General features: G+C 71.4%; 15 protein-coding genes. 9 read left to right on the top strand and 6 right to left on the bottom strand.

All coding sequences use genetic code 11. The features are described 5' to 3' along the window. The first annotated feature begins 175 nt into the window (after window positions 1-175). Window positions 176-1069: a slipin family protein gene (locus ACIPXC_RS03210; protein WP_401613123.1), complete on the top strand. Its 894-nt coding sequence runs from the start codon at window positions 176-178 to the stop codon at window positions 1067-1069. Between the two features lie 35 nt (window positions 1070-1104). Here the strand turns inward: ACIPXC_RS03210 and ACIPXC_RS03205 are convergent, their stop codons facing one another. Next, window positions 1105-1275 carry a hypothetical protein gene (locus ACIPXC_RS03205; protein WP_401612974.1) on the bottom strand — a complete coding sequence of 57 codons (171 nt, stop codon included), beginning with the start codon at window positions 1273-1275 and terminating at the stop codon, window positions 1105-1107. 19 nt (window positions 1276-1294) lie between these two features. Beyond that, a complete protein-coding gene (locus tag ACIPXC_RS03200) occupies window positions 1295-1522 on the bottom strand; it encodes a Sec-independent protein translocase TatA (protein WP_401612972.1) in 228 nt (75 codons plus the stop codon). A gap of 210 nt (window positions 1523-1732) precedes the next feature. Here ACIPXC_RS03200 and ACIPXC_RS03195 point away from each other — a divergent pair, with 210 nt between their 5' ends. Both ACIPXC_RS03195 and ACIPXC_RS03190 read left to right on the top strand, forming a co-directional pair. Continuing rightward, the gene (locus tag ACIPXC_RS03195; protein ID WP_401612970.1) at window positions 1733-2140 is read left to right on the top strand and encodes a BlaI/MecI/CopY family transcriptional regulator; all 408 of its coding nucleotides are present in this window, start codon (window positions 1733-1735) and stop codon (window positions 2138-2140) included. 4 nt (window positions 2141-2144) lie between these two features. After that, window positions 2145-3077: a M56 family metallopeptidase gene (locus ACIPXC_RS03190; RefSeq protein WP_401612968.1), complete on the top strand. Its 933-nt coding sequence runs from the start codon at window positions 2145-2147 to the stop codon at window positions 3075-3077. A gap of 34 nt (window positions 3078-3111) precedes the next feature. Here the strand turns inward: ACIPXC_RS03190 and ACIPXC_RS03185 are convergent, their stop codons facing one another. The 4 genes from ACIPXC_RS03185 to ACIPXC_RS03170 all read right to left on the bottom strand — a co-directional run bounded on the left by ACIPXC_RS03185 (window position 3112) and on the right by ACIPXC_RS03170 (window position 5031). Then, on the bottom strand, window positions 3112-3384 hold the full coding sequence (locus ACIPXC_RS03185) for an antitoxin (protein WP_401612966.1): 273 nt from the start codon (window positions 3382-3384) through the stop codon (window positions 3112-3114). Beyond that, complete coding sequence (locus ACIPXC_RS03180) at window positions 3381-3596, bottom strand: hypothetical protein (protein ID WP_401612964.1); 216 nt, start codon at window positions 3594-3596, stop codon at window positions 3381-3383. Before ACIPXC_RS03180 ends, ACIPXC_RS03185 begins: the two co-directional genes overlap by 4 nt. A gap of 84 nt (window positions 3597-3680) precedes the next feature. Then, entirely contained in the window at window positions 3681-4697 is a 1017-nt protein-coding gene (locus ACIPXC_RS03175; RefSeq protein WP_401613122.1) for a sporulation protein, read from the bottom strand. A 115-nt stretch (window positions 4698-4812) separates the two neighbouring features. Beyond that, entirely contained in the window at window positions 4813-5031 is a 219-nt protein-coding gene (locus tag ACIPXC_RS03170) for a hypothetical protein (RefSeq protein WP_401612962.1), read from the bottom strand. Window positions 5032-5447: 416 nt separating this feature from the next. On the opposite strand from ACIPXC_RS03170, the gene ACIPXC_RS03165 reads away from it, so the two are divergent. The 6 genes from ACIPXC_RS03165 to ACIPXC_RS03140 all read left to right on the top strand — a co-directional run bounded on the left by ACIPXC_RS03165 (window position 5448) and on the right by ACIPXC_RS03140 (window position 11228). Continuing rightward, window positions 5448-6779: a hemolysin family protein gene (locus ACIPXC_RS03165; protein ID WP_401612960.1), complete on the top strand. Its 1332-nt coding sequence runs from the start codon at window positions 5448-5450 to the stop codon at window positions 6777-6779. Then, window positions 6776-7846, top strand: a complete 1071-nt coding sequence (locus ACIPXC_RS03160; protein ID WP_401612958.1) for a hemolysin family protein — start codon at window positions 6776-6778, stop codon at window positions 7844-7846. Before ACIPXC_RS03165 ends, ACIPXC_RS03160 begins: the two co-directional genes overlap by 4 nt. A 247-nt stretch (window positions 7847-8093) precedes the next feature. After that, a complete protein-coding gene (locus ACIPXC_RS03155) occupies window positions 8094-8681 on the top strand; it encodes a hydrogenase maturation protease (RefSeq protein ID WP_401612956.1) in 588 nt (195 codons plus the stop codon). 101 nt (window positions 8682-8782) lie between these two features. After that, complete coding sequence (locus ACIPXC_RS03150; RefSeq protein WP_401612954.1) at window positions 8783-9952, top strand: 4Fe-4S dicluster domain-containing protein; 1170 nt, start codon at window positions 8783-8785, stop codon at window positions 9950-9952. Further along, on the top strand, window positions 9949-10425 hold the full coding sequence (locus ACIPXC_RS03145) for a cyclic nucleotide-binding domain-containing protein (RefSeq protein ID WP_401612952.1): 477 nt from the start codon (window positions 9949-9951) through the stop codon (window positions 10423-10425). The genes ACIPXC_RS03150 and ACIPXC_RS03145 overlap by 4 nt, the downstream gene beginning before the upstream one ends. After that, window positions 10422-11228: an FAD/NAD(P)-binding protein gene (locus ACIPXC_RS03140; protein ID WP_401612950.1), complete on the top strand. Its 807-nt coding sequence runs from the start codon at window positions 10422-10424 to the stop codon at window positions 11226-11228. Before ACIPXC_RS03145 ends, ACIPXC_RS03140 begins: the two co-directional genes overlap by 4 nt.

Here is an 11228-nt window from a genome sequence, read left to right as displayed (position 1 = left end):
GCTCCCCGACCCGCACAGAGCGTGACAGGACATGCGGACTCAGCTGCGAGCACCAGCGCCCTCACCTGCGTCGACTGCCCCTCCTGAGGCCCGGGCGGCATCACGGGCCTACCTCGCACTCCCAGTGGGCACAATCCCAAAAAGAAATAAAATCTGGTGATTGTTGGTGATTGTCATGCTGGAGGCATTGCTGACCGTACTGGCACTGGTGGGCGTCGGCACAGTGCTGTACGTGGCGGCCGCCGCCCGGGTGATCAGGCAGTACGAGCGCGGGGTCGTACTGCGCTTCGGCCGCTTGATGGGTTCCGTCCGCGGGCCGGGGTTCACCATGGTCGTTCCCGTGGTCGACCGGATGCACAAGGTGAACATGCAGATCGTCACGATGCCGGTGCCGGCCCAGGACGGGATCACCCGGGACAACGTGACGGTCCGGGTGGACGCGGTGATCTACTTCAAGGTCGTCGACCCGGTGGACGCGATCATCCGCGTGGAGGACTACCGATTCGCCGTATCGCAGATGGCGCAGACCTCGTTGCGCTCGATCCTGGGCAAGAGCAACCTCGACGAACTGCTGTCCAACCGGGAGAAGCTCAACCAGGGCCTGGAACTGATGATGGACAGTCCGGCCGTCGAGTGGGGCGTCACCATCGACCGGGTCGAGATCAAGGACGTTTCCCTGCCCGAGGGCATGAAGCGTTCCATGGCCCGGCAGGCCGAGGCCGACCGCGAGCGGCGCTCCCGGCTGATCAACGCCGACGCCGAGCTCCAGGCATCCAAGAAGCTCGCCCAGGCCGCGGCGGTCATGTCCGAACAGCCGGCCGCGCTCCAGCTGCGGCTTCTGCAGACCGTCGTGGCCGTGGCCGCCGAGAAGAACTCCACCCTGGTCCTGCCCTTCCCCGTCGAACTCCTGCGCTTCCTCGAACGCGCCGGGGACCATCACCAGGACCAGGACGCACCGCAGCCCGCAAGGACGACCGCACGGACGACGGACAACGGACCGGGGGGTGAGTCCCCGCTCCCGGTCCAGCCCTCCCACGTGAAAGCGGCAGGGACGGTGCGGCTGACCTGAGGGGCCGGCAGCACCGTGGGCGGGACCGCCGGGCCTCAGCCTCGTCCCGCGTCCGCGCCGAGGAGTCCGACACCCGCGACGAGGAGGGTCACGCCAATGGCGAGCACCGGGATTCCAGGGCCGGGGAGCACGTAGAGCGCGGCGCCGACGATGGAGAGGAGCACTCCTGCGGAGGCCAGACCGATCGCGAACCAGGTCTCCGACACACTCGTCTCCTCAGTGGGTTCAGCTTCGGGAAGGGCCGCTGTCCGGCCGGGGGTCGATCACGTCGGTGGGCGTCGCCTCGATCACCTGCTTCGGTCCGGAGGCAGACCCGTCGTCCGCCGCGCGCACCTCCCTCTCGGGCATGCGGGCGGACGTGCCCATGGCCCGCGCGAGTCCGGGCGGTTTCCGCGCACCGAGAAGCAGCACCAGCAGAATCAGGAAGACTGCTATCTCGCTGATGCCGGACACGGCGACTCCTCGATTCCCTGTGTGCTCGCGCACCGCTGCACAGTGAATCTACAGCAATGTAGAAACATGCAGGGCCCGCTCGGGTCAGGTTCACCAGCGCAGGCGAAGCACCGGGGAAACGGCAGCGTGCCGCGGGGTCAGCACCGTCGGTCAGTACGATGAACCGCTCCGGCACCACGGGCGGGGCGCGGCAGATGGAGGCCATCGGGCATGACGGGCGAGCACAGAACAGGCGGCGACGGGCGGCACACACGCCGGCGCGGACAGGGCGAGCTCGAGATCGCCGTTCTGTCCGCCCTGGGCGAGGCTGCGGAACCGGTCACCGTGGCCTGGGTCCAGGAGCGCCTGGGCGGCGAGCTCGCGTACACGACGGTGATCACGATCCTGACCCGGCTGTACGCCAAGGGCGCCGTGGCGCGCCGGCGGGTCGGCCGGTCGTTCCAGTGGACGCCGGTCGCCGACGAGGCCGGGCTTGCCGCCCTGCGCATGCGGAAGGTCCTGGACGGCGAGGAGGACCGCCACGCGGTACTGACCAGCTTCGTCACGGCCCTCCCCCCGGGGGACGAGCAGCTGCTGCGGGATCTGCTGGCCCAGGCGGGCGAGGAGGGGGGAGACTGACGCCATGGGGGTCTTCGTCTTCCTGCCGCTCGTCCTTCCACTCACCGCCTGGCCGATCGCGCGCCTGGCGGAACAGCATCTCCACCCGCGCACCGCGACCCGGCTGTTGACCGTCATCGCCGCTGTACTGGCCTGCTGCAGCACGCTGTGCCTCGCCCTGCTCATGGTCGTGGGCACGGCGCAACTCCCGGGCAATCCCCTGCCCGACAGCTGGTCGGACCCGGAGGTCCGGGAGGCCGTCCCGTACGACGAGGTCGCCGGACGGCTCGCCATCCCGGCGCTGCTGACCGTACTGGTCTCCTGTTCCGTCACGGCGCATCGGCACCGGCGGGTACGGCGCCATGCGGAGGCAGCCCTTCGTACGGCTCGGCCGGGATCGGTGGCGGTGTTGCCGGACGTCGCCCCGTACGCCTACGCCCTGCCGGGCCGCCAGGACCGGATCGTGGTCAGCACCGGCATGCTCGCGGCGCTCACCTCCCGCGAGCGGCGGGCCCTGTTCGCGCACGAGCGCGCCCATCTCTGCTGCCGCCACCACCTGTTCCTGCTGGTCGTGCGGCTGGCGGCCCGGGCGAACCCCTTCCTGCGACCGTTGCGCACGGCCGTGACCTACACCTCCGAGCGATGGGCCGACGAGGAGGCCGCGACCCGGATCGGCAGCAGGCGGACCGTGGCGCGGGCCATCGGCAAGGCCGCGTTGATCTCGCGCGGCGAGGCGACTCCCGCGGCGGCGCACTTCGCGGTGGCCGGGCCGGTACCGCGACGCGTGGCGGCGCTGTTGGGTCCGGCGCCCGCCGGCCGGGCCTGGCCGCCCGCGTTCACCCGGGTCGGCCTGGCGGTCTGGACCGCGGCGGGCGGGGCCACGGCCTCGGCCCTGTCCTCGGCGAACGCGGCCGTCACCCTCTACTTCATCCTGCACGCGGCCACGTTCTCCACCTGAGCGGCGGCGGCCCGCGGCCCGACGGGTCGCTACGCTACCGGGACTTCTCACCCAGATCTGCGAGGAAGCCCTTCGCCTTGTCCACGCCGGTGTCGATGTGGTCGCTGTACTTGCCGTCCGTCTTCTCGTCCACGACGTCGGCCGCCTTCTCCAGCCCCTGCGCCAGGACCTCACTGTGCTCCGTCGCCAGCTCGGTTGCCTTGCCGACCAAGCCCTTCAGGCTGTCGAACATGATCAGTTCCCTCTCGTTGTCGGTGAAGAGGCCGGTCGGGCCCCGCTGTTCCTGCCGGGCGTCGACGGCGCTCATGGGCTCGCGCCGTCGTAGCGGTACCGGAGGGGCTCCTCCTTCACCCGGCGGTCGAGGCGGTACACGTAGAGCGCGGCGGCCCTCGCTCCGGTCGCCGGGCCCTCCAGCTCGCACGGGTATGTCACCTGCACGACCGCCGGCCGGCCCGCGACACGCATCCGCAGCCCTTCCGCCGGGCCGCCGTCGAGTACGGCCGTCTCCTGCACGTTCACCCTTCGCGTCTCGGTGCCGGCCCCACGAGTGGCTCCGGCCGGCAGGCGACCCGAGGATCAGCCCGTGTCCGGACCAGCGACTCGTCAGGCTTCGTCGTCACCCTCGTCCTCGTCGCCTTCGAAGAAGTCCCCCACCTCGTCGACGACTTCGGCCGCCACCATGCCGCCGACCACTCCCACGGCCAGTCCGGCCGCGCCGGCGGCGACGACCGTACCCATGCCCGGGCCTGAGCGATGGCCCGCGTGGCCGTGGCCGTGGCCGTGGTCGTGCTTGCCGCCGACGTGCCCGTAGGAGTCGTGGCCGTGGGCCCCGTGGGCCGTGCGCGCGCCGTGCGCCTCGACCAGGGCACGGATCCAGCCGTCGACCTCGGCGTTCCAGTCCGTACGGCCGACCTGGTCGTGGCTGACGGTGTACCGGGCGAGGGCGTCGTGCCCTCCGGAGAACAGGCCGCCGCGCTTGTCCGCCTCCAGGACGACCTCCACGCCGGCCGGGGAGGCGAGGAAGGTGACCTCGATCTCGTTCACCTGGTGGGCGTACTGCGGGGCGGGGGCCAGCTCGATCTCCTGGTAGAAGGGCAGCTGTTGGCCGGTGCCGGCGATGCGTCCGAATTCGAGGTCGGCGGACTTGAATCCGAAGCCGAGCTGCCCCAGAGCCTCCAGCACCGCCTCCTGGACGGGCAGCGCGCGGACGGCGAAGGCGTCGAGGTCGCCCTTGTCCTTGGCCCCGGCCACGCCGAGTTCGGTGCGTACGCCGAGGAGGATTCCGAGGGCCTGGCCGTGCAGCTCGCTGACGGGGGTCTCCCAGGGGAGCGAGACCGCGAACGGAACGGTGCGGTGTTCGCCCTCGTGGAGGCGGAAACCGCCGCCGACGGTGAAGCGCTCGAAGACGGCGACGCCGTCGTGCTCGCCGTGCTCGCTCTCGGCCTCGACACGGGCGACGAGTTCGAGCGTGATGTGCTCGATGTCGAAGTCCGCGCGGCCTCCGGTGAGGCGGACCTCGCCGGACAGGCTGCCGCCGGGGACGGCGCTCACGGGGTCGAGGACCGTGTCGACGGTGGGACCGCCGACGCCCATCGAGCCGAGCAGTCGCTTGAACACCATCGTGGCGTTCACTCCTTCAGTCATGGTTCACAGAGGCAGGCGCCCCGGCGGCGCCAGGCCGCCGGGGCGTTCGGGGGTGCACCCCGGGGTGGGGGTGCACCCCCGGGGTGCGGTGTTACTTCGCGGTGTCCAGCGCGGCGAGGGCCTGGGCCCATCGCGCGAACTTGAGGTCGGCGAGGTCGGCGACGGTCTTGATGCCGAACGCCTCCTTGAGCAGCGCGCCCTGCCGCTCGCTGACGCCCTTGAGGGCGTCCACGGGCGCCTCCAGGATCTCCGGCAGGCTCTTGTCCGCCCACGCCTTGTCGAGAACTCCGCCGAGATCGATCGAAGCCATGATCTTCCCTCCCTGATTACGAGCCAGCAGGCACGTGCGCGCTGCCAACGGCCATACCTCCGCCCGTCGTTGCCGCCCGTACAGGCACGGACGGGCTCGACACGCGAAGATCGCCGATGACAGAATCTACACACATGTAGAAGCATAGGAGTAACGAGGGGGCCACGGGGCGTCGCCACGGAATCGGCCCGGAAAGGGCCCGGAAAGGGTCGCCCCCGGCAGGCAGAACCCCCTTTACTTGCCCTTTACCAAACAGGCGCGGATACTGTCCGCAACCGAACGACCGTCCGGACCGCCCGGTCCGGCTGAGAGCGAATGGAGCAGCGGCCCGTTATGGGTGAACCTCCCAGTCCCTGCCGTGCCACGTCCCACCCGGACACCCATGGGGTCCTCGATCCGGGAGCGGGGGTGGCACGGTGACCGAGATCCTGCTGCTGCTCCTCGCTCTCGCGTTGACGTTGGCGTGCGCGGTGTTCGTCGCCGCAGAGTTCTCCCTGACCACCGTCGAGCGCGGCGAGCTGGAACGCGCCGCCGCGGCAGGTGAGCGCGGCGCCGAGAGCGCCCTGAAGGCCGCCAAGCGGCTGACCTTCCAGCTGTCCGGCGCCCAGCTCGGCATCACGGTGACCTCGCTGGTGATCGGCATGCTCGCCGAGCCCTCGGTGTCGGCGCTGCTGCGCGGCCCGCTCACCGGGCTCGGGCTGCCCGAAGGGGCCGTGTCCACCACGGCGACCCTGCTGGGCGTGGCCCTCTCCACCATCGTGCTGATGGTGGTCGGCGAGCTGGTGCCGAAGAACTGGGCGATCTCCCACCCGCTGGGCGTGGCCAAGGTCGTGGCCGGTCCGCAGCGGGCCTTCACGGCCGTGTTCGCGCCGCTGATCCGCCACCTGAACAACACCGCGAACCGCCTGGTGCGCCGCTTCGGACTGGAGCCCGCCGAGGAGCTCGCCTCCGCCCGTACCCCCGAGGAGCTGGTCGCCCTGGCCCGGCACTCGGCCCGCGAGGGGGCGATAGAAGCCGATGCCGCCGAGCTGTTCGTGAAGACCCTGCACCTGGGCGAGCTCACGGCGGAGAACGTCATGACCCCGCGTGTGGACGTTCAGGCGCTGGAGGCCCACGCCACCGCGCTCGACGCCGCGCACCTGACCCTGGCCACCGGAATCTCCCGGTTCCCCGTCTACCGGGACTCCCTGGACGAGGTCATCGGCACCGTCCACGTCCGGGACGTACTGGCCCTCGACGAGGACAAGCGGCCCCTCACCCCGATCATCGACCTGATGACCGAACCCCTGCTGGTGCCGCACTCCCTGCCGGTGGACACACTGCTGGGCCGCCTCCGGCAGGCCCGCACCATGGCCGTGGTGATCGACGAGTACGGCGGCACCGCCGGTGTCGCCACCGTGGAGGACATCGTCGAGGAGGTCGTCGGCGAGGTACGCGACGAACACGACCCGATGGAGGTCCCCAACCTCATCGAAGCCCCGGACGAGGACGGCCGGCGGGTCTGGGAAGCCGACGGAAGCGTACGGCTCGACGAACTGGAAGAGCTCGGGTTCCAGGCGCCCGAGGGCCCGTACGAGACCCTCGCCGGCCTGATCGCCGCCCGCCTCGAACGCATCCCCGAGGAACGCGACACCCTCGACGTCGACGGCTGGGAGCTGTCCGTGCTCGACGTCGACCACCACCGTGCGGACCGGGTGACGATCACCGCGCCCGCCGCCGTCGACAAGACCGACGAGGACGTCCGATGACCACCGTTCAGCTGCTGATCGGCGCGCTGACGCTGGTCACCAACGCCTTCTTCGTGGGCGCGGAGTTCGCGCTGATCTCCGTACGCCGCAGCCAGATCGAACCGGCCGCTCTCAAGGGCGACCGGCGCGCCAGGACCACCCTGTGGGGTCTGGAACACCTGTCCGCGATGATGGCCACCGCCCAGCTCGGCATCACCGTCTCCTCGCTGGTCCTCGGCGCCGTCGCCGAACCCGCCATCGCCCACCTGCTGGAACCGCCCTTCGCCTCCCTCGGCGTCCCCGAGGCGCTGATCCACCCGATCGCCTTCGTCATCGCCCTGACCCTGGCCACGTACCTCCACATGCTGGTCGGCGAGATGGTCCCCAAGAACATCGCGCTCGCCGCCCCGGCCCCGACCGCGCTGCTCCTCGGCCCGCCCCTGGTCGCCCTGACCCGGACGCTGCGCCCGCTGGTCTTCGGCATCAACGCCTTCGCCAACGCCCTGCTGCGCCTGCTGAAGGTCGAGCCCAAGGACGAGGTCGCCTCGGTCTTCACCGACGACGAACTCGCCCGGCTGGTCAAGGACTCCCGCGACGCGGGCCTGCTCGACGCTCAGGACAGCGAACGCCTCCAGGACGCCCTCGAACTCGGCACCCGCACGGTCGACGAGATCATGATCCCGCGCTCCGAGTTCGTCACTGTCCACCACGACGTCACCCCGCGCGGACTGGAGCGAGTCGCCGCCGAGCACGGCTTCTCCCGCCTGGTCGTCACCAGCCCCGGCGGCGAGATCCTGGGCTTTCTGCACATCAAGGACGCCCTGGCCGCCACCGAGCGCACCGCGCCCTTCCGGCGCGAGGCTCTGCACGTCGTCACCACTGTCGACCGGTCCACACCCCTCGACGACACCATGACCGCCATGCGCACCGCCGGTACCCATCTCGCGGCCGTCGCGGACCCGGAAGGGTCGGTCATCGGCTTCGTCACCATGGAGGACGTCCTGGAGGAACTGGTCGGCGAAGCGGCTCACCGCCCGCTTCTGCCTGCCGGGCGAGTGCGTCGGGAAGAGCCACCGTCGCCTCGGTGAGCGGTGGGGTGCCACTCGGCCGGGGTGGTTCTCGTCGCGTCCCGCGCGGTGCCCGGCCTCGCCGCTCCATCGGCCGGCGTACCGGGGCCCGCCGAGTACGACGGCGTCACAGCAGCGGACGTCGTCCGCCGGGATCCGGTCGGGGTGCCCGGCCTGCGGGCCCCGCGCCCGGCAACGCCGTACGGTGGCGGTGTGAGCCGTGCAGGACACCGCCACGGGCCGAGTGCGGAAGGGGATCGAGCATCCGATGGAGGCAGGCAGCGGGACGGTGGTCATCGGCCTGGGCAACGAGTTCCGCCGGGACGACGGTGTCGGATGGACCGTGGCCGGTCTGCTGAAGCGCCGGGCCGGGGAACGTCGGCTGCCCCCGGGTGTCGTCGTCGCGCAGTGTGACGGGGATCCCGGGCGCCTGATCGAACTGTGGGAGAACGCCGGTTTGGCCATCGTCGTGGATGCGTGTTTTCCACCCGCCGCAGAGCCGGGGCGCACGCACCGGTGGGACGATGCCGTGGACGGCCGACCGGGCACGACCGGCTCACCGAGACACAGCACGCACGGACTGGGCTTCGCCGAGGCCGTGGATCTGGGCCGCGCACTCGGCCGCTTTCCCCGTCGCCTGATCGTGTACGCGGTCGAAGGGGCGGACCTTACGCCCGGGCCGGGCATGACTCCCGCCGTGGCGCGCGTCGTACCGGGACTGATCCGCCGCATCACCGCCGACATCGAGCGCCACGGCACGGCCGCCGACGACGCCCGATCCCGGGAAGGCCGAACCACCGACCGGGACTCGCCGGACGACGGTCACCGCCCGCAGGCCACCTGCCTGGCACCCTGATCCTGCGCAATCGCGCGGTACGGCTCCCCCGCGGGCGGTCGACGCCGTCGTACATGCACCCTGCCTCGCGTCGGTGACGGGGCACGGACAGGAGGCAGACCATGAACGACCCCGCGGAGAACCGCCGGCCCCCCGACCGCATGACCGAGGCGGTGCTCGACCGCGGTGGTCTGGCCGCGCTGGTGACGGTCCTGCAAGGCCGTGGCCGTACGGTGATCGGACCGACCGTACGGGACGGGGCGATCGTCCTCGACGAGCTGGGCTCTGCCACCGCGCTGCCCTACGGGTGGGGGGTGGAGCTGGAAGCGGGTACCTACCGGCTCGTTCGGCGTGAGGACGGGGCCGCATTCTCGCACAGTGCGGGCCCCCAGTCGTGGAAGTCGTTCCTGCACCCCGAGCGGGTCCGCCAGTGGTCCGCGGACCGTGCACCCGGTGGCGGCCTGACCGTGCGCGAGGAGAGACCGGAGGAGGTCTCCTACGCCTTCCTCGGCGTGCGGCCCTGCGACCTGCGGGCCATCCGGATCCTGGACCGGGTCATGGCGGGTGGCCGATACCGCGATCCGGCCTACCTCTCCCGGCGGACGGGAACCTTCCTGATCGCCGTCGAGTGCACCGAGCCGGGTGCCACCTGCTTCTGCGTCTCGATGGGTACGGGACCGGCCGCGGACGCCGGGTACGACCTCGCCCTCACCGAGGTGGTGGACGACGACGGCCACCGCTTCCTGTGCAGGAGCGGGACCGAAGAGGGAGCCGGCGTCCTCGCGGAACTCCCCCGACGCGCCGTCGACGACGCGACCCGGACCGCTGCCGTCGTCGGAGTGCGCGAGGCCGCCGACCGCATGGGCCGGTCCATGCCGCCGGTGGACCTGCGCACGCTGATGCGCGACACCTTGGAGGCGGACCGCTGGGACGACGTCACGGCCCGGTGCCTGAGCTGCGGCAACTGCACCATGGTCTGTCCGACCTGCTTCTGCACGACCACCGAGGACGTCACCGACCTGACCGGCGACCACGCCGAGCGGTGGCGCCGCTGGGACTCCTGCTACGACCTGGACTTCTCGCACCTGCCCGGTGGTCCCGTCCGAAGCAGCCCCCGTAGCCGCTACCGCCAGTGGCTCACCCACAAACTCGGTACGTGGCACGACCAGTTCGACAGCTCCGGCTGCGTCGGCTGCGGCCGCTGCGTCGTCTGGTGCCCCACCGGCATCGACCTCACCGAGGAGGCCCACGCCCTCCACCGGGAAGCCGGGGGAAGCCAGGACGCGCCGTGACCACGTCTGCCGACCGTCCCTGCGGCGCACGACTGCTCGCCGCTCTGCCTGCGGGCGAGCGCGAGCCACTGTCCTCGCTCGCCCGCACCGTCGTCCTGCCCGCCGGCACCCGCGTCTTCGAGGAGGGCGAGGAAGCGGACCGCTTCTGGATCCTGTGCTCGGGAACCGTCGCACTCGACATCGACATCCCCGGCCGGGGCCGCGCCGTCGTCGAGACGATCGGCGCGGACGGCCTGCTCGGCTGGTCGTGGCTGTGTCCGCCACGGCAGTGGCACCTCGGCGCCGAGACCCGGGACGCCGTCCGCGCCTGGGAGTTCGACGCCACCGCGGTACGCGCCTTGTGCGCCGAGCGGCCCGCGCTGGGCCTGGCCCTGGTCACCCTCGTCGCCGAGACCATCGGAGAGCGGCTCAGGGCGACACGTACCCGGCTGCTCGACCTGTACGGGCCGCCGACGAACGGGCCCGCCTCATGACCCTGACACCCCTTCCCTACCGCGTGGTCGACCGGCGGGAGGAGACGCGTGACACCGTCACCCTCACGCTCGCACCCTCCGACGGACCTCTCGCCGCCTTCGCACCGGGGCAGTTCGCGATGGTGTACGCGTTCGGCGTGGGCGAGATCCCCGTGTCCGTGTCCCGGATCCTCGACAGCGGCCGGCTGGTCCACACCGTACGGGCCGTCGGAGCGGTCTCGCGAGCGCTGTGCGGCCTCGGGCCCGGTGACCAGGTCGCAGTCCGCGGCCCGTTCGGCACGGGCTGGGACACGACGGCCGCTCGCAGGCGGGATGTGCTCGTCGTCGCCGGCGGCATCGGTCTCGCCCCGCTCAGGCCCCTCATCGACGCGGTGCTGGCCGAGCCGGAGGCGTACGGACGGCTCAACGTCTGCGTGGGTGCCCGGAGTCCGGGCGACCTGCTGTATCCGGACGAAGCCCCCTCCTGGCGGAACCCGTTCGCGGAGATCACCGTCGACCGGCCCTCGGCCGGCTGGACGGGCCGGGTCGGAATCGTCACCGGTCTGATCGGTGAAGCCCGCTTCACGGCAGCGGACACGACCGCCTTCGTCTGCGGCCCCGAGGTCATGATCCGGGCCACGGCACGCGTCCTGGTGCACCGGGGCATGGACGCCGCACACATCCAGGTGTCCCTCGAACGCAACATGCGCTGTGCGACCGGTCACTGCGGGCACTGCCAGCTCGGTCCCCTGCTGCTGTGCCGCGACGGCCCGGTGGTCGGCTACGACCGGGCCGAATCCCTGCTCACCGTGCGGGAGCTGTGA

The sequence above is a fragment of the Streptomyces sp. NPDC090021 genome (assembly GCF_044748225.1).
GTDB lineage: Bacteria > Actinomycetota > Actinomycetes > Streptomycetales > Streptomycetaceae > Streptomyces.
The sequence above is the reverse complement of the archived record's forward strand: the minus strand, read 5'-3'. Positions and strand labels throughout refer to the sequence as shown.